This is a genomic window from Cryobacterium lyxosi (assembly GCF_004403345.1).
In the GTDB taxonomy this organism is placed as follows: domain Bacteria; phylum Actinomycetota; class Actinomycetes; order Actinomycetales; family Microbacteriaceae; genus Cryobacterium; species Cryobacterium lyxosi.
Genome location: NZ_SOGT01000015.1, coordinates 114045 through 131918 on the forward strand (window position 1 = coordinate 114045; position 17874 = coordinate 131918).

A 17874-nucleotide genomic window follows, 5' to 3' on the forward strand; every position below is an offset into this window, starting at 1 on the left:
AGTTGCGCATTAACGATACATTTCAAAGGAGCAAACCCATGGTCGATGTGCTCACCGGTACTCTCTCCAGCGTAGATACCGAGGTCGGCGAGGCCATCACCAGAGAGCTGGTTCGCCAGCAATCGACGCTTGAGATGATCGCCTCCGAAAACTTCGCCCCCGCAGCCGTCATGGAGGCCCAGGGTTCCGTGCTGACCAACAAGTACGCGGAGGGTTACCCGGGCAAACGCTACTACGGTGGCTGCGAGCACGTTGATGTTATTGAACAGCTGGCCATCGACCGGGTCAAGGCGCTCTTCGGCGCCGAGGCCGCCAACGTACAGCCGCACTCGGGCGCACAGGCCAACGCTGCCGCCATGTCTGCGCTTCTCAACCCGGGCGACACCATACTGGGATTGGACCTGTCCCACGGCGGGCATTTGACGCATGGCATGCGGCTGAATTTCTCCGGCAAGTTGTACAACGTCGTGCCATACCACGTGCGTGAATCAGACATGACCGTGGATATGGCCGAAGTGGAATCGCTGACGATCGAACATCAACCCAAGCTGATCGTGGCCGGGTGGTCCGCATACACCGGCCGACTCGATTTTGCGGAGTTCCGCCGCATTGCAGACCTTGTCGGCGCGTACCTCATGGTGGACATGGCGCATTTTGCCGGGCTGGTCGCTGCTGGTCTGCATCCCAACCCGGTTCCGTACGCTGACGTCGTCACCACAACGACACACAAGACTCTGGGCGGGCCGCGGGGCGGCGTGATCCTCAGCCGCCAGTACCTGGCACGCAAGATGAACAGCGCGGTGTTTCCCGGTCAGCAGGGCGGACCTCTCGAGCACGTCATTGCCGCGAAGGCAGTCTCGTTTAAAATTGCCGCTACTCCAGCGTTCCGTGAGCGTCAGGAACGCACCCTCGAGGGTGCCAAGATCCTCGCCGATCGCCTGCTCGCCCCGGATGTCGCCGAGTACGGAATCTCCGTGGTCGGCGGCGGCACGGCGGTACACCTCGTGTTGGTGGACCTCCGTAAGTCCGCACTCAACGGTCAGCAGGGCGAGGACCGGCTCCACCGGATCGGTATCACCGTCAACCGCAACGCCGTTCCCTTCGACCCGCGGCCACCCATGATCTCCTCCGGTCTACGGATCGGCACGCCCGCCTTGGCTACCCGCGGCTTTGGTCGCACCGAATTCACCGAGGTGGCTGACATCATCGCGCGGGCTATAACGGGCGACCTCAGCGAAGACCGCGCGATCGTGTTGCGCGAGCGGGTTAGGAAGCTGGCCGAGACATTCCCGCTGTACCCGCAGCTGTCCGCCCGGCTTTCGCCCGAGCCTACAACCGCGACCGTCCTGAGTGGAGTCGCACAGTGAGCACCCAGCCTCTTCAGGAGCACCCGGAATTTTTGTGGCACAACCCCGAGCCCAAGAAGTCGTACGACGCCGTGATTATCGGTGGCGGCGGCCACGGTCTGGCGACAGCGTATTATCTGGCAAAAAACCACGGGATGACGAATATCGCCATCCTGGAGAAGGGGTGGCTGGCGGGCGGGAACATGGCCAGAAACACCACCATTATCCGTTCCAACTACCTGTGGGATGAGAGCGCAGCCATCTATGAGCAATCGCTCAAACTGTGGGAGATCCTGCCAGAAGAGCTTGAATATGACTTTCTCTTCAGCCAGCGTGGTGTCATGAACCTCGCCCACACTCTCGGGGACGTTCGTGAAAGCATCCGTCGAGTTGGTGCCAACCAACTCAACGGGGTCGACGCCGAATGGCTCGACCCGCAGCAGGTGAAGGAACTCTGCCCGATCCTGAACATCAGCGATAACATCCGCTACCCGGTCATGGGTGCCACTTATCAGCCGCGGGCAGGTATCGCCAAGCACGACCACGTGGCATGGGCGTTTGCCCGCAAGTGCGACGAACTGGGGGTCGACATCATCCAGAACTGTGAGGTTACCGGCTTCATCAAAGACGGCGACCGGGTCACCGGCGTGGAAACCAGCCGCGGCACCATTCACACCGGCAAGGTAGGACTGTGCGCGGCCGGGCACAGTTCATTGCTCGCCGAGATGGCCGGGTTCCGGCTGCCGATCCAGTCCCACCCGCTGCAAGCTCTGGTTTCCGAGCTGCACGAACCCGTGCACCCGACGGTGGTGATGTCCAACCAGGTGCACGTGTACGTGTCCCAGGCCCACAAGGGCGAACTCGTGATGGGGGCCGGAGTCGACTCCTACAATGGCTACGGCCAGCGCGGGTCCTTCCACGTCATCGAAGAACAGATGGCCGCCGCCGTCGAATTGTTCCCGATCTTCGCCCGGGCCCATGTACTGCGCACCTGGGGCGGCATTGTCGACACCACGATGGATGCCTCTCCCATCATCGGGACGACCCCGGTAGAGAACATGTACGTGAACTGCGGGTGGGGAACCGGCGGCTTTAAAGGAACACCAGCGGCCGGGCTGACCTTCGCCCACACCATCGCCACCGGGTCTCCGCACGCCCTGAACAAGCCGTTCTCGCTGGAACGTTTTGAAACCGGCGCCCTGATCGACGAGCACGGCGCCGCCGCCGTGGCTCACTAGAAACCGACCCATCAGAATCGTAAGGAGCACGCCATGTTGCTGTTTCCATGCCCCAACTGCGGGCCACGAAATGAAACCGAATTTCACTACGGGGGACAAGCCCACGTGGCCTACCCCGAGCATCCGGAGGAACTCAGCGACCGGGACTGGGCGGAGTACCTCTTCTACCGTCAGAACACGAAAGGGCTCTTTGCCGAGCGCTGGGTGCATGCTGTCGGCTGCCGGAAGTGGTTCAATATGCTCCGGGACACCGTGAGCTACGACATCACGGCCGTTTACCGTATCGGCGAACAGCCGCCAGCGCCGCGGCCGACGCGATCCATAACCGGCACCACCAGAAGCGCCGCTGTGCTCGCAGCATTGGAAGGAGCACAGCCATGACCCGTCAGTACGCCCAATCCAATCGGCTCAGCAGCGGTGGACGAATTGACCGCCGCACGATCTGCAACTTCACCGTGGACGGCGTTGAATATACCGGCCATCCTGGCGATACCGTGGCTTCCGCACTGCTCGCCGCAGGTCGCGTGACTGTCGGGAATTCCCTGTATGAAAACCGACCGCGGGGCATCATGTCCGCTGGCGTTGAAGAGTCCAACGCGCTGGTCAAGGTGGCGGGACGATTCCCGGGCCACGTCGCCGAATCCATGCTCCCCGCCACAACTGTGGCACTGGTTGACGGCCTCGAGGCTGAATTCCTTTCCGGCCTGGGCAAGCTCGACCCGAGCGATGACAAAGCGGTCTACGACAAGAAGTATGTTCACACCGACGTTCTAGTGGTCGGCGGCGGACCAGCCGGGCTGGCAGCGGCACGGGCCGCGGCCCGCACCGGTGCGCGCGTCATCCTTATCGATGACCAGCCCGAATTGGGCGGGGCGTTGCTTTCAGGCCGCGATGAGTACGTGGCGGAGGTGGACGCACTCAAGTGGGTCACTGACATTGCGGTCGAACTGGCCACCGTTCCCGAGTGCACGGTGCTGCACCGCACCACGGTGTTCGGCTCCTATGACAGTAACTTTCTCATCGCCGTCGAGAACCGCACCGACCACCTGCAGACGGCTCCGGCCGACGGCGTGTCACACCTGCGCATCTGGCACATCCGTGCCGAGCAGGTAGTGCTGGCGACCGGCGCGCACGAACGCCCGATCGTCTTTGAAAACAACGATCGCCCCGGCATCATGTTGGCTTCCGCTGCCCGCACTTATCTCAACCGCTACGGTGTGGCCGCCGGTTCCCGGGTTGTGATCAGCACCACGAATGACAGCGCATATCTGCTCGCCAGCGACCTGCGTGCGGTGGGGATCGAGGTGGCGGCGGTGGTCGACGCCCGGTCGGAGCCGTCGGCGCTCGCAACGCTCGTGGCCGCCGACTCGGGCGTGCGAGTTCTCTACGGCAGCGCTGTGGTGAACACCGCGGGTGAGGATCGCCTGGAGAGGGTCTCGGTTGCCTGCATCGATGCCGACGGCGTACCGGTGGGTGGCAGCGAGGAATTCGAGGCGGACCTGCTGGCAATCTCCGGTGGCTGGAGCCCCGTCGTGCACTTGCACAGCCAGGCCCAGGGCAGGTTGCGATGGGATCAGGACCTGGTCGGATTCGTGCCATCGACAGTGGTCCGCAACCAACAGGTCGTCGGCGCAGCTCGCGGCAGTTACGCACTGGCAGAGTGCGTCGCCGAGGGGGCTTCAGCGGGGGCGGTCGCCGCCGTCAACGCCGGATTCAGCACGAGCCACGCCGTTAATGCTGCCATCGCTGTACTAGCCCGCCCGGCTCGCCCGGCGCAGCCCACCGCACCGACCCGTGCCCTCTGGCTGGTCGGCGGGGTTGAAGGGACGGCATCCGACTGGCACCATCACTTCGTCGACTTCCAACGCGACCAGAGTGTGGCCGACGTCTGGCGGTCCACGGGGGCAGGGCTCCGCAGCGTGGAGCTGATCAAGCGCTACACCTCCATAAGCACCGCCAACGACCAGGGCAAGACCTCCGGCGTGAATGCGATCGGCGTCATTGCTGCGGCCTTTCGCCAGCAGGGCACTGCTGTCGACCCCGACATCGGCTCGATCGGCACCACGACGTACCGTGCCCCGTTCACGCCGGTGTCGTTCGTAGCCCTGGCTGGACGGCAGCGCGGGGACCTGTTCGAGCCCGCCCGCCGCACCTCCATTCACACCTGGCATGAACAACGCGGTGCCGTCTTCGAGGACGTTGGCCAGTGGAAACGGCCGAGGTATTACCCGCTGCCGGGCGAGGACATGGACGCTGCCGTGCTGCGTGAATGCGCTGCCGTGCGCGGTTCGGTGGGCTATATGGACGCCACGACTTTGGGCAAGATTGAAATCCGTGGTACCGGAGCGGGAGAATTTCTCAACCGGATTTACACCAACGCGTTCAAGAAGCTTGCACCCGGTTCGGCCCGCTACGGCGTCATGTGCACCCCCGACGGCATGATCTTCGACGATGGGGTGACGCTGCGACTGGATGACGACCGCTACTTCATGACCACGACCACCGGCGGTGCGGCGAAAGTGCTGGATTGGCTTGAGGAATGGCTACAGACCGAGTGGCCGGAGCTGGACGTGAGCTGCACGTCGGTGACAGAGCAGTGGACCACCATTGCCGTCGTCGGGCCGAAATCCCGCGCGGTGCTGGCCCGGCTCGCGCCTGAGCTCAACCTTTCCACCGAGGCCTTCCCATTCATGACGTTCCGGGAAACCGTGCTCGCCTCCGGCGTCGCGGCGCGAGTCTGCCGTATCTCGTTCTCCGGCGAACTGGCCTACGAGATCAACGTGCCGGCCTGGTACGGGCTCCAGATCTGGGAAGACGTGACCATAGCCGGAGCGGCGTTTGACATCACTCCGTACGGTACGGAAACCATGCACGTGCTGCGCGCGGAAAAAGGATACCCGATCGTCGGACAGGACACCGACGGCACCGTGACCCCGCAGGACGCGGGCATGGAATGGGTGGTCTCCAAGGTCAAGGACTTCATCGGCAAACGCTCGTACGAGCGTGCCGATGCGCGCTCGGAGGGCCGGAAACATTTGGTAAGCGTGATGCCCACAGACGGCACCATCCGGTTGCCGGAGGGCACCCAGCTCGTCGACGCAGATGTGCCCATCACTCCCGCCGCCGGCCCCGTTCCAATGCAGGGTTTCGTTACGTCGAGCTATCACAGTGCGGCTTTGGGCCGGTCCTTCGGGCTCGCGCTGATCAAGAACGGTCGAGATCGAATCGGCGAACGCCTGGTGGCTTTCGTCGGCACAGAGCTGGTGGATGTCGTCGTGGGGAATCCAGTACTTTTTGATGTCGAAGGGAAGCGCCGAGATGGTTGACACGATTGAAAGCACGGATGCCCAAACCTCGGCTGTCTACGAAACGCGCCCGGGCGCGCGCCGTCACAGTCCCGCGGAACACCTCTGGGCGGCTTTTGCTGAAACCACGGCAGGGGACGCCCAGGTCTCCCTGCGGGAAATACCCTTCCAAGCTATGGTGGGCATCCGTGTTGATCCGCTGTCTGCGAGCGGCCGCCGCATCGGCATCGTCACCGGCGGTCTGCCGACCGAATGTGGGCAGGTCGCCACCGGGGCCGACGCAACGGCCGTGCTGTGGTTGGGGCCGGACGAGTTTCTGCTGGTTGCCCAGGAGGAGGCCGTGGCTGGCACGCTTGCTGCCGAGCTGGCGGCAGCCCTCGGCGATGGAGCTGGACAAGTCGTCGATCTGTCCAGCAACCGCACCACTTTCGAACTTGCCGGTTCCGCTGCCCGGGCTGTGTTGGAGAAGAGCTGCGCGGCCGACCTGCATCCCCGGTCCTTCCAAACCGGCACGGCAATCGCGACCGTGATCGGTAACGTTCCGGTCGTCCTGTGGAAGACCGGCAATGAAACGTTCCGCGTATTCCCGCGAGCGTCTTTTGCCGACTACCTCGGTCGCTGGCTCTTGGACGGTATGCGTGAGTTTAAGGCAGCGAAGGGTAAACCATGGCGTTGAGCGTGTTGGACCTCTTTTCGGTGGGCATCGGGCCTTCCTCCTCGCACACGGTGGGCCCGATGCGCGCGGCCAAGCGCTTCGCCGAGGGGCTGGTCCGCGACGGACTGCTGGACGGCGTCGTGCGGGTACGGGTGGAGTTGTTCGGCTCGCTGGGTGCGACCGGCCGCGGCCACGGCTCGGACAAGGCCGTGGTTCTGGGGCTCCAGGGCCAGACACCGGAAACCGTGGACACTGCAACGGCGGACGACCGGGTGGCGGCGGCCGCGCTGGACGCGCGGTTGATGCTGGCTGGCCGGCACGGCATCGACTTCAACTTCACCGAGGATGTGCTCCTGCACCGGCGGAAGTCATTGCCTGCACATCCGAATGGCATGATCTTTCGGGTCATGAGCCACGACGGCGCTGTAGTGCGGGAGCGCACGTATTATTCCGTCGGTGGAGGCTTCGTCGTGGATGAGGAGGCCGTGGGGGTGAACCGGGTTGTTGTGGACGAAACCGTTCTGCCGTACCCGTTCACCACGGCCGATGAGCTTCTGGCTATCTGCGCCCGGGAGGGACTGGGTATCTCCACCGTGATGCTGGCCAACGAGCTCACCTGGCACACGGAGGTCGAGGTGCGAGCGAAGCTGCTGAACATCTGGTCCGTTATGCAGGCATGCGTGGCGGACGGGTGCGCTGCAGACGGTATTCTACCCGGCGGCCTGCAGGTCACTCGCCGGGCACCGGCGCTGTTCCGTGCTCTACAGGCGCCGGAGGACCCCGCTGACCCTCTGCGGGCGATGGAATGGGTCAACCTTTTCGCTCTTGCGGTCAACGAAGAAAATGCGGCAGGCGGCCGGATCGTCACGGCGCCCACCAACGGGGCGGCCGGCATTATCCCGGCTGTGCTGCACTATTACCTGAAGTTCGTCCCCGGGGCCGACGACGACGGCGTCGTGCGTTTCTTGCTGACAGCCGCGGCGATCGGAATTCTGTTCAAGCTCAACGCGTCTATCTCCGGCGCGGAGGTCGGATGCCAGGGTGAGGTTGGATCAGCCTGCTCTATGGCCGCTGGAGCCCTCTGTGAAGCGCTGGGAGGAACGCCCATCCAGGCGGAAAACGCCGCGGAAATCGGCATTGAGCACAACCTGGGTCTGACCTGCGATCCAGTGGGTGGGCTCGTACAGATCCCGTGCATCGAGCGAAACGCAATTGCCAGCGTCAAAGCCATCAACGCCGCACGGCTGGCCCTCTATGGGGACGGCAGTCACAAAGTGTCACTGGACAAAGCCATCAAGACCATGCGCGACACCGGCGCCGACATGATGACCAAGTATAAGGAGACGTCTCGGGGTGGCCTCGCCGTGAACGTGATCGAGTGCTGAGATAAGTTCCCTTTCTGTCCGGCAGACACCGGGAAGGGTCCACTACATCCTTACCGGGGACTGCGCGGCATCTTTGATTGCCACCACGTTGATGTCGATGTTCACCCGGGCTGCGGTGGTGGCCCACCAGCGCGTCCGCAGCGCTGATGATCCTTTGGACGAGTTTGGCGTACTGTTCGTATTTCGAGCCGGCGGTGTACCTGCCAACCCTGGCAACGAGTGCCGCCCCCTGAGCGGCGTGGATGGCTGCGCCGCCGCCGCCGGGGGTGGGCTCGCGTGAGGCAAGGCCTGACGAGGTAGCCATTGATTGTTTCTGAACTGATCATGTGTCTTGCTGAATATCAGCCCGGAATGGTCCGGCGGGGTGTTAGCCGCGCAGCCTGGTCATCGTGGGGTCGTACAGAGGATCTGCGGTGACCGTGGCCTGGATGCGCCGACCGAAGTACTCGATCTCAACCGAGTCCCCCACGCTGACAGCCGCAGGAAGGTACGCGTAGGCGATCGGTTTGGCGACGGTGTAGCCGTAGGCAGCGCTGGTGATGTAGCCGACCGTCTGGTCTCTGTAAAAGACCGGTTCTTTGCCCAGGACGATGCTCCGGCCGTCGTCGACCGTCAGGCAGCACAGGTGCCGCGCGGAGTTTTCCTCGCTCCGGCCTTCCAACGCTGTCTTGCCGACGAAGGATTCTTTGGCCATCTTCACAGCGAACCCCAGTCCGGCTTCCCAGGGGTCGTGCTCGGTGGTCATGTCCGTGCCCCAGGAGCGGTAACCCTTTTCTAGGCGCAGCGAGCCGAACGCTGCACGGCCTGCCGCGATGACACCGTGAGGCTGGCCGGCTTTCCACAGCGCATCCCAGAGGCGCTGCCCATTGTCTGCACTTGTGTAGAGTTCCCAGCCCAGCTCGCCGACGTAGGACAGGCGCATGGCCGTGACATTGACGCCGCCGATGACTACCTCTTTGGCGCGGAAGTAACGGAGACCGTCATTGCTGAAATCGTCACTGCTGACGGTGCTGATCAGGTCCCGGGCGAGGGGGCCCCAGAGGCCAATGCAGCACGTGCCGCCCGTCGTGTCGCGCACCTGCACCCAGTCGCTGGCGCTCCCGCTTTCAGTCTGATGACGGGCTGTCCTCTCAAAGTAGGCAGTGTCGATGTTTCCGTTTGCTCCGAGCTGGAAGGTGTCTTTGCTCAGCCGGGCCACAGTGATGTCGCTGCGGATGCCGCCGGTGTCGTCCAGCAGGAGTGTGTACGTGACTGCGCCGGGCTTCTTGTCCATGTCCGCGGTCGTGAGTTCCTGCAGCAGCTTCAGTGCTCCCGGGCCGGAGACCTCGAGGCGCTTGAGCGGAGTCATATCGTACATGGCCACTGCCGTGCGGGTCTTCCAAGCTTCAGCGGCGGCGATGGGCGAGCTGAACATCCCCGACCAGGCGTCGCGAGCTGGCGGCAGCCAGCTGTCCGGCATTTCTTTCAGCAGCTCTGCGTTAGCTTCGAACCAGTAGGGGCGTTCCCATCCGCCGCTCTCCAGGAAGAACCCACCCAACTGCTTGTGGCGGGCGTGGAACGGACTCACACGGAGGTTGCGGGGGGAGAGCTTGGACTGGAGTGGGTGGAGGACGTCGTAGATTTCCACGAAATTCTGCTGTGACGTCTCGTTGACATATTCCGAGGTCAGCTGGACCTCTTCAAAGCGATGAATATCGCAATCACCCAGATCAATCTCTGAGCTGCCGGTGGTCAGCAGTTCGGCAACGGCGCGGGCTATACCAGCAGAGTGAGTCACCCACACGGCTTCGGCGACGAAGAAGCCGTCCAATTCCTTGGACTCGCCCACCAGGGATCCGCCGTCGGGGGTGAAGGAGAAGATGCCGTTGAAGCCATCCTCAATGTCGCTTTCCTGCAGCGCGGGCAGGATCCGTTTGGTGGCTTCCCACGCCGGAAGGAAGTCCTCCAAGGTGAAATCCAGCCGGGAGGGCATGTTGTGTTCGTTGATCGCGGCGGGCTCAAAGGTGCCGAGTTCGTCAAGGTCAACGGGCATGGGGCGGTGAGCGTAGGACCCGATGCCGTAGCAGTCGCCGTGCTCGCGGTAGTACAAGTCCTGGTCCTGGTGTCGCAGAATGGGTAAGGAGGCCCCGTTGGGCAGGTCGTTCTTGCCCTTCAACGCCAGCACCGGAGTGGTTTTGACGTACTGGTGGGCCAAGGGCAGAAGAGGAACGGACATGCCGATCATTTCGCCGATCTTGGCACCCCAGAAGCCTGCGCAGGAAACCACGATGTCCGCTGGGATAACACCTCCGGACGTCTGGACGCCCGTGACGCGTCGGCCGGACTGTTCAATACCCGTCACCGTGGTCTTGCCCCGGTACGTGACGCCCGCGGCTTCCGTGCGCTTGATCAGCAGCTGAACGGCGCGGGCGGCGTCGGCCAGACCGTCGCTGGGGACATGGAGTCCACCCAATATGTCTTCCTCGTTCAGGAGGGGATAGAGCTCCATGCACTCTTCACGCGAAAGCATCTTGCCGCTAATTCCATACGATGCTGCGTATCCGAGCTTTCGCTTCAGGTCAGCGAGACGCGTCTCGGTGGTGGCGATCTCGAGGCCGCCGACCTGGTTGAAGCAGTTGACGCCGTCCTCGGTCAAGGACAATAGCTTCTCCACCGTGTACTTGGCGAAGAGTGCCATGGACTTTGAGGCGTTGGTCTGGAAGACAAGACCGGGGGCGTGGGACGTCGACCCCCCGGGCATGTTCAGTGGCCCTTGGTCAAGGACAGTGATGTTGTTCCAACCCCGGGTAACTAGTTCATCGGCCAGGTTCGTGCCGACGATTCCAGCTCCGATAATGACAATGCTTGGCGTCGATGCCATGTGGTTTCTCCTACTGGTATTCGTGTGTGACTATCTCTGCTGGTGTGGTGGCTTCGATTTACCGAAACACGACGGTGCTGGTCCGATCCAGGAGGACACGGTGTTCGCAGTGCCAGCGGACGGCCCGGGAGAGAGCCAGGGCTTCGGCGTCCTGTCCGACTATTGAAAGAGCGGTCGGTCCATAGCTGTGATCGACCCTGATGACTTCCTGTTCAATGATTGGACCCTCATCCAGTTCCGCAGTGACGTAGTGGGCCGTGGCGCCCACCAGCTTTACGCCACGGTCGTAGGCCTGGTGGTACGGGCGCGCACCCTTGAATCCTGGGAGGAAGGAATGGTGGATGTTTATGGCGCGGCCTTCTAAAGAGCGGCAAAGATCATCGGACAGTACTTGCATGTACCGGGCAAGTACGACGAGGCCGATGTCGTGCTCGCCCACCAGTTCCAGCAGGCGTTGCTCGGCGTCTAATTTGGTTTCGGGAGTCACCGGGAGATAAATAAAGGGGACGCCGGCGGCCTCAACCATGGACCGGTGGGTTTCATGATTGGAAACCACAAGGGCAATATCGCCTTTGAGGCTTCCGCCTCGCCAGCGGAAAAGCAGGTCGTTGAGGCAGTGCCCGAATTTGGACACCATTACAAGGATGCGTTGTTTCGTCTCGTCATGAAAGCTAAATTTCATGTCGAAGCGGTCAGCAATCGAACGGAATTCTTCCTCGAGCCCGTCCGGGGTGTTGACAGAGGGACCTGAGAATGCGGTGCGCAGGTGCAGAGTTTCACGGAGGCCATCATCGAACTGCTGGTGTTCTTCAATGTTGAAGCCACGCTCAAAAAGAAACGTGGTGACCGCGTGGACAATGCCTGCGCGTTCGACGCACGACAATGTAAGAACGAACTTTTTCGACTGGTTTTCCCCAGTAACCTCCGACTGAGGCAGGGTGCTGGTAGATGAGTCTGCCGCCATTAGCGTCATGTCTCCGCCTTTAGATATATTCCAAGAATAGCCACTGATATATTAGATTTAGGTGCGAGCGTATACTGGTCGGGGATAGAGGTCAATAGTCTTCCTACTTGAATTGAAAGAGGTCCACGGATGGCTGTCGAAGCCTGGGTGAGTGCTGGTGACGTTGCCGCAAAGAGGTCGTTGGCGGATGTAGCCTACGAACGCATTCGGGACCGGCTGCTGATGCTGGACATCAAGCCCGGTGGTCTACTTCATGATGATGAGCTGGCCAAGGACCTTGGCATCGGGCGGACACCGGTGCGCGAAGCTTTGAAGCGGCTGGAGCTCGATCGCCTTGTTGTCTCCTACCCGCGCAGAGGAACTTTCGCGACGCGAGTGGAGGTGACTGACCTTGCGTTCATTTCCGAAATCCGAATGCAGCTTGAACCCCTTGCCGCTTCCCGGGCTGCCCGCGTTGCTACGGCGTCTGCCAGGGAGCAACTCCGGAGTGTCATGCGCGCCGTTGAGGCATTCGACGCGAACGCAGCATCCGTTGTCGAAACACTGCGGCTGGACGCCAGCGTGCACCGAGGCATCTATGCCGCCGCCGCCAATCCCCACCTCGAAGATGTCCTGATCCGCTACGACAATCTCGCGACACGAATTTGGTGCATGGTCTTGGATCGCCTGCCCGACCTGACCAGGCACGTCCATGAGCATGTGGACTTGCTCCGTGCCGTTATTGACGGAGATGAGGCCGGAGCCGCTAACCTCGCGCGGATCCACGTCGGTGGCTTCGAGCACGCGGTACGCGAAGCTCTTTTTGCCGCCTGAGGAAGGCGTCGCCGAGCAAGAAACTCGAGCGCAGGCGTCAGTGGTGCGGGTTAGGCTGGTTTTAGACCCGCACCAAATTCAAGGAGATCGCTTTGGCCGTACGACCCGCCACGACCGGATCCCGCACCGGCAAGGCAGCGCCCGCGCGACCGAATAAAGGCACCGTCATTCCCCAGCTCGGCTGGCATGAGGTACGTCCGGCCCCGATCGTGCTCGTCTCCGGCACCGAAACGTTCCTCGCCGAGCGAGCCATCCGGCAACTGCGCGACTTTCTCAAACGCGAAGACCCGAGCCTTGAAATCAGCGACGTGCAGGCCGATAGCTACGCGCCGGGTGAGCTGCTCACCCTCGCAAGCCCGTCGCTGTTCGGCGAGCCGCGGCTGATTCGGGTCAGCAATGTCGAAAAATGCAGCGACATTTTTCTGGCCGAGGCGCTGGACTACCTGGAGAACCCAGCCGAGGATACCTACGTCGTGCTGCGGCACGGCGGGGGAGTGCGTGGCAAGAAACTACTCGACACCATCCGCGGCGGTCGTGGCGGCGCGATCGAAGTTGTCTGCAGCGAACTCAAGAAAGACACCGAGAAATACGAGTTTGCGTCGAACGAATTCAAGGCGGCCGGCAAACGCGTCACGGTCAGTGCGCTCCGCCAGCTCGTCGCAGCGTTTTCTGACGACCTGGCCGAACTCTCCGCGGCCTGCCAGCAGCTCATCTCTGACGCGACGAGCGAGGTGACCGAAACCACAGTGGATCGGTATTACGGTGGCCGGGTCGAAACGAACGCGTTCAAAGTAGCCGATTGGGCCATCGCTGGCCGCAACGGTGAGGCCCTGGTGACTCTGCGTCACGCTCTGTCTTCGGGTGCCGATCCGGTGCCCATCGTCGCGGCGTTCGCCATGAAGATTCGCACCATGGCCAAGGTGTTCGGTGCCCGTGGCGGGTCAGCGCAGCTCGGCGCACAATTTGGCCTGGCCCCGTGGCAGGTGGAACGCGCGCAAAAAGACCTGCGCGGCTGGAGTGACGAGGGCCTGGCCCGCTGTATCCTCGCGCTGGCCGAAACGGATGCCGCGGTGAAGGGTGCCGGGCGCGACCCGGTGTTCGCGCTGGAACGTCTGATCGGCGTGATCTCTCGGCGTGGCGAGCACTAGCGGTTGCCGGTGCATCGTGGCACCAGATTTCAGCGGTCGCCGGCGTCGGCAACCGTGATGCTTGCGCGGTTCAGGTAGAGCCACACTCCATGCTGAAAACTCGGATTGCCACACACCCGGGTGGCCACCCAGACCGGCAGCAGGGTCGACGAACTGGCCAGATCGGTCGGCCTGGCCAGGGCCTCGAACGATGACGGCAGGCCCGGGCAGTATTCGAGTTGCACTCGCCCACTGATCTCGGTGAACTGCACCGACACCGGCCGTTCGGCGGGCGGCACCAGAATGCGTAGTGCTCCGAGCGCGGCGACGGCCAGCAGGGCGGCGACGGCGAACACCGCACCGAGCCTCGAGAACGATCGGACGTGGCGAGAAATGCGCGCAGGCCGCCCGGGTTCGAAGTCTTCCGGGTCGTGCTGTCCCGTTGCGGCTGCACTGAGGTAGAACAAGGTTCCAATGATTAGAAGCACGATCGAAGCCAGCGAGATCAGCAGCTGGTCGCGCGTACTGCCGGACACTGCATCGTTTGTGTTGACAGCCAGCCACACCGCGATGGCGAAAGCTGCGGCGCTGAGCAACGCGGCGACAAAACGAGCGTGCGCCCGTCGATGCTGGGCGCTTTCGGCGGTGCTGAAACTTGCCGGTGGGGTGCTCTTCACCGCGTCAGTCTAGTGGGGTTGCCGGCCCCGCGAGGCGGACCACCGAGTCGTGCCGGGCCTCACATCAAGAACAAAAAAACCCCCGCCAATAAGGCGGGGGTTTCTGTGTGACGAGGGGCGTCATCCGCTCGCTGGGAGCCGAGACAATCACCTCACGTGCGGGTGTCGATTAGACGAGTGCGGAAACGGCCTTCGCGATGGCCGACTTCTTGTTCGCAGCCTGGTTCTGGTGGATGACACCCTTGCTGACGGCCTTGTCGAGCTTCTTGGAAGCAAAGGCGAGACCGACGACGGCCTTGTCCTTGTCGCCGGCGGCAATCGCGGTACGAGTCGCGCGAATCGCGGACTTGAACTCACTCTTGACGGCCTTGTTGCGCTCCTGGGCCTTCTTGTTGGTGCCAATTCGCTTGATCTGCGACTTGATATTTGCCACGTTGTTTACGCTTTCGTTAGGTTCTAGTACGGACAGCCGCTGAACGGGTAGAGGGCGCTCAAGCGGCGAAAATCGTGCGGGGTGGGACCCGACACGCAAGCCAACCACCAACAGTACCAGTAATCACCTGCACTCCCAAACGCGCCCCAGTCGCCTGAGAGATGGCCGCGCCCGATATCGGCGGGCGCTACGCCGGTGATCGCGGCGCCCCAGTCGTATCGGGCACGCACACGGATGCCGCGACCTCAGACCGGCCGCGGCCGCGCCGTCACCTGACCGGCAACCCGCAACAGGATCGTCGTGAAACGCTCGGGCTGGGCCAGGCTTGCCAGATGCGTCGCGCCGTGCACCACGACGACCTTCCCGTTGCGGCAGGCGGCGAGGAAGCGCCGCTCGTTCAACCGAAAATGATCGAGCGCGCCATTGACCAACCAGATCGGCCCCGGATACGCGGCCAGGCTGGCCAGCGGAGTCAGTGTCGAGGTCGCGCGCAGCCCGGAATCCATCACGTCGAGAGCGGCGCCGCCCGCGAGTACGTCGTGTGCCCCGGCGGAAGGCAGCATGAGGTGCACCATGGCCTCGTGCAGCCATAAGCCCCGATCGGGCAGGCGATGAATCCAACGGGCCAGCAGTCGATACCCCTCGAGCAACATTCCCTTCGGCACGGCGCTACAGCCCGCAGCCACCAGCCCGGCCACTCGATCAGGGTGCTCTCCGGCGTAGGCCACGGCGTAGTAGCCGCCGAGCGAGAGCCCGACCAGTAGCACCCGGCCGCCGAGGTCCGCCACTCCGTCGTCGATGGCGGCGAGCGCGGCCGGCACCGTGAACGGCTCGCTCATCCGCTGCCCGTGTCCCGGCAGATCAATCGCGAGCACGGGATACCCGGCCGCACGCAACCGCTCCTCTTGAAAACGCCACATCGTGGCCGAGGTGCGGATGCCGTGCACGAGCAGAACCGGCACGGGGGCCTCGGGAGTCGCCATGCCCGTGAGCCTAGCCAGCCGCGGGGCCAGTCAGCTGGGCGTCCGCCCCGGGCTGCGCCACACCTGTTTGATTCGCCCGGAAGGTTGACCCAGACGACAGCACGCTGGTGACCCTCACGAGGCGCAGTCCACGCCTGGCGGGGTGAGCAGGCTGGTGCAAAGTTGCCCTCCCGTTCGATGCCACCAGTCGCGTCGAACCTCAACGTGCACCGAGCGTGGAAGAATGGGGAACTATGTCACCTCGAGCCCTTCACGCGCTGGAACCGGCCGCCACAGCCCCCGAGTTCATCCGCAACTTTTGCATCATCGCCCACATCGACCATGGCAAGTCGACGCTCGCCGACCGGATGCTGCAGATCACCGGCGTCGTCGACGAGCGTTCCATGCGGGCCCAGTACCTGGACCGCATGGATATCGAGCGTGAACGCGGCATCACCATCAAGAGCCAGGCCGTGCGCATGCCGTGGGAGCTGGACGGCGTTACCTACGCGCTGAACATGATCGACACCCCCGGCCACGTCGACTTCACCTACGAGGTCTCCCGCAGCCTCGCTGCCTGCGAGGGTGCCATCCTGCTCGTCGACGCGGCCCAGGGCATTGAAGCCCAGACCCTCGCCAACCTCTACCTCGCCCTCGAGAACGACCTCACGATCATTCCGGTGCTGAACAAGATCGACCTGCCGGCCGCCGACCCCGACAAGTACGCCCGCGAACTGGCGAGCCTCATTGGGGGCCGGCCCGAAGACGTGCTGCGCGTGTCCGGCAAAACCGGCGCCGGGGTGCAGGAACTGCTTGACCTCGCGACCACGATGATTCCGGCCCCGAAGGGCAACCCGGATGCTGCCGCCCGCGCCATGATCTTCGACTCGGTCTACGACAGCTATCGCGGCGTTGTCACCTACGTGCGCATGATCGACGGGCACCTGAAGGCCCACGAAAAAATCCAGATGATGTCGACCAAGGCGACCCACGAGATCCTCGAGATCGGCGTCATCTCGCCCGAACCGATCGAGAGTAAGGGACTCAAGGTCGGCGAGGTCGGCTACCTGATCACCGGCGTGAAGGACGTTCGACAGTCCAAGGTCGGCGACACCATCACGACCGCCCTGCGCCCGGCGACCGACGCGCTGCCCGGCTATAACGAACCGCAGCCCATGGTGTTCTCCGGGCTGTACCCCATCGATGGCAGCGACTACCCGGCGCTGCGCGAGGCCCTCGACAAGCTCAAGCTCTCCGACGCGAGTCTCGGCTACGAGCCGGAGACCTCCGTCGCCCTCGGTTTTGGGTTTCGCTGTGGCTTCCTCGGCCTCCTTCACCTCGAGATCATCACCGAACGCCTCGAGCGTGAATTCAACATCGACCTGATCACGACGGCGCCAAGTGTGCCGTACGAGGTGACCACCGACGATAAGCGCACCGTCACGGTGACCAACCCGAGCGAATACCCCACCGGAAAGATCGCCAAAGTGCTCGAACCCATGGTCAAGGCCGCCATCCTCGCGCCCAAAGACTATGTCGGCGTCATTATGGAGCTGTGCCAGAGCCGCCGCGGCACGCTTCTCGGTATGGAATACCTCGGCGAAGACCGCGTCGAGATTCGCTACACGATGCCGCTGGGTGAGATCGTGTTCGACTTCTTCGACATGCTCAAGGGCCGCACCGCCGGCTACGCCTCACTCGACTACGAGCCCTCCGGCGAGCAGGAAGCCGACCTGGTCAAGGTCGACATCCTGCTGCAGGGCGAGCAGGTTGACGCATTTTCTGCCATCGTTCACCGGGACAAGGCCTATGCCTACGGCGCTCTCATGACCGGGCGCCTGCGCAAACTTATTCCGCGCCAGCAGTTCGAGGTGCCCATCCAGGCCGCGATCGGCGCCCACATCATCGCCCGCGAGAGCATTTCGGCGATGCGTAAAGACGTGCTCGCCAAGTGCTACGGCGGTGATATCTCGCGCAAGCGCAAACTGCTGGAGAAGCAGAAAGAGGGCAAGAAGCGCATGAAGATGGTCGGCCGGGTCGAAGTTCCCCAGGAAGCGTTCATCGCGGCACTGTCGGGGGACATTGAGACGAAAGACAAGAAGTAAAACA

At 63.0% G+C, this 17874-nt stretch carries 15 protein-coding genes; 9 read left to right on the top strand and 6 right to left on the bottom strand.

What is annotated here, in order from left to right; genetic code table 11:
• Positions 1–38: 38 nt before the first annotated feature.
• Genes glyA through E3T27_RS14055 form a run of 6 tightly spaced genes read left to right on the top strand, consistent with a single transcriptional unit; the run spans position 39 to position 7929 of the window.
• Positions 39–1367, top strand: a complete 1329-nt coding sequence (gene glyA, locus E3T27_RS14030) for a serine hydroxymethyltransferase (RefSeq protein WP_134573448.1) — start codon at positions 39–41, stop codon at positions 1365–1367.
• The gene (locus tag E3T27_RS14035; RefSeq protein WP_104196361.1) at positions 1364–2584 is read left to right on the top strand and encodes a sarcosine oxidase subunit beta family protein; all 1221 of its coding nucleotides are present in this window, start codon (positions 1364–1366) and stop codon (positions 2582–2584) included. The genes glyA and E3T27_RS14035 overlap by 4 nt, the downstream gene beginning before the upstream one ends.
• Positions 2585–2617: 33 nt before the next feature.
• On the top strand, positions 2618–2965 hold the full coding sequence (locus E3T27_RS14040; protein ID WP_104196360.1) for a sarcosine oxidase subunit delta: 348 nt from the start codon (positions 2618–2620) through the stop codon (positions 2963–2965).
• The gene (locus tag E3T27_RS14045; protein ID WP_134573450.1) at positions 2962–5910 is read left to right on the top strand and encodes a 2Fe-2S iron-sulfur cluster-binding protein; all 2949 of its coding nucleotides are present in this window, start codon (positions 2962–2964) and stop codon (positions 5908–5910) included. Before E3T27_RS14040 ends, E3T27_RS14045 begins: the two co-directional genes overlap by 4 nt.
• Positions 5903–6565, top strand: a complete 663-nt coding sequence (locus E3T27_RS14050; protein WP_134573452.1) for a sarcosine oxidase subunit gamma — start codon at positions 5903–5905, stop codon at positions 6563–6565. Before E3T27_RS14045 ends, E3T27_RS14050 begins: the two co-directional genes overlap by 8 nt.
• The gene (locus tag E3T27_RS14055; protein ID WP_104196357.1) at positions 6556–7929 is read left to right on the top strand and encodes an L-serine ammonia-lyase; all 1374 of its coding nucleotides are present in this window, start codon (positions 6556–6558) and stop codon (positions 7927–7929) included. The genes E3T27_RS14050 and E3T27_RS14055 overlap by 10 nt, the downstream gene beginning before the upstream one ends.
• Here E3T27_RS14055 and E3T27_RS14060 read toward each other — a convergent pair.
• From E3T27_RS14060 to purU, 3 genes are all read right to left on the bottom strand, one after another.
• Entirely contained in the window at positions 7838–8233 is a 396-nt protein-coding gene (locus E3T27_RS14060) for a cyclodeaminase/cyclohydrolase family protein (protein ID WP_233200619.1), read from the bottom strand. The two genes, E3T27_RS14055 and E3T27_RS14060, sit on opposite strands and share 92 nt — an antisense overlap.
• Before the next feature lie 63 nt (positions 8234–8296).
• On the bottom strand, positions 8297–10789 hold the full coding sequence (locus tag E3T27_RS14065) for a GcvT family protein (RefSeq protein WP_104196356.1): 2493 nt from the start codon (positions 10787–10789) through the stop codon (positions 8297–8299).
• 58 nt (positions 10790–10847) lie between these two features.
• Positions 10848–11762 carry a formyltetrahydrofolate deformylase gene (gene purU / locus E3T27_RS14070; RefSeq protein ID WP_134573454.1) on the bottom strand — a complete coding sequence of 305 codons (915 nt, stop codon included), beginning with the start codon at positions 11760–11762 and terminating at the stop codon, positions 10848–10850.
• Between the two features lie 120 nt (positions 11763–11882).
• Here purU and E3T27_RS14075 point away from each other — a divergent pair, with 120 nt between their 5' ends.
• A complete protein-coding gene (locus E3T27_RS14075) occupies positions 11883–12566 on the top strand; it encodes a GntR family transcriptional regulator (protein ID WP_104196354.1) in 684 nt (227 codons plus the stop codon).
• A 92-nt stretch (positions 12567–12658) separates the two neighbouring features.
• The gene (gene holA / locus E3T27_RS14080) at positions 12659–13714 is read left to right on the top strand and encodes a DNA polymerase III subunit delta (RefSeq protein ID WP_134573456.1); all 1056 of its coding nucleotides are present in this window, start codon (positions 12659–12661) and stop codon (positions 13712–13714) included.
• Between the two features lie 29 nt (positions 13715–13743).
• Here the strand turns inward: holA and E3T27_RS14085 are convergent, their stop codons facing one another.
• The 3 genes from E3T27_RS14085 to E3T27_RS14095 all read right to left on the bottom strand — a co-directional run bounded on the left by E3T27_RS14085 (position 13744) and on the right by E3T27_RS14095 (position 15786).
• The gene (locus E3T27_RS14085; protein WP_134573458.1) at positions 13744–14370 is read right to left on the bottom strand and encodes a hypothetical protein; all 627 of its coding nucleotides are present in this window, start codon (positions 14368–14370) and stop codon (positions 13744–13746) included.
• Between the two features lie 169 nt (positions 14371–14539).
• Complete coding sequence (rpsT, locus tag E3T27_RS14090; RefSeq protein WP_092339797.1) at positions 14540–14803, bottom strand: 30S ribosomal protein S20; 264 nt, start codon at positions 14801–14803, stop codon at positions 14540–14542.
• A gap of 245 nt (positions 14804–15048) precedes the next feature.
• Complete coding sequence (locus E3T27_RS14095; RefSeq protein ID WP_134573460.1) at positions 15049–15786, bottom strand: alpha/beta fold hydrolase; 738 nt, start codon at positions 15784–15786, stop codon at positions 15049–15051.
• Between the two features lie 233 nt (positions 15787–16019).
• On the opposite strand from E3T27_RS14095, the gene lepA reads away from it, so the two are divergent.
• Positions 16020–17870: a translation elongation factor 4 gene (gene lepA, locus E3T27_RS14100; protein ID WP_104196351.1), complete on the top strand. Its 1851-nt coding sequence runs from the start codon at positions 16020–16022 to the stop codon at positions 17868–17870.
• Positions 17871–17874 lie beyond the last annotated feature (4 nt).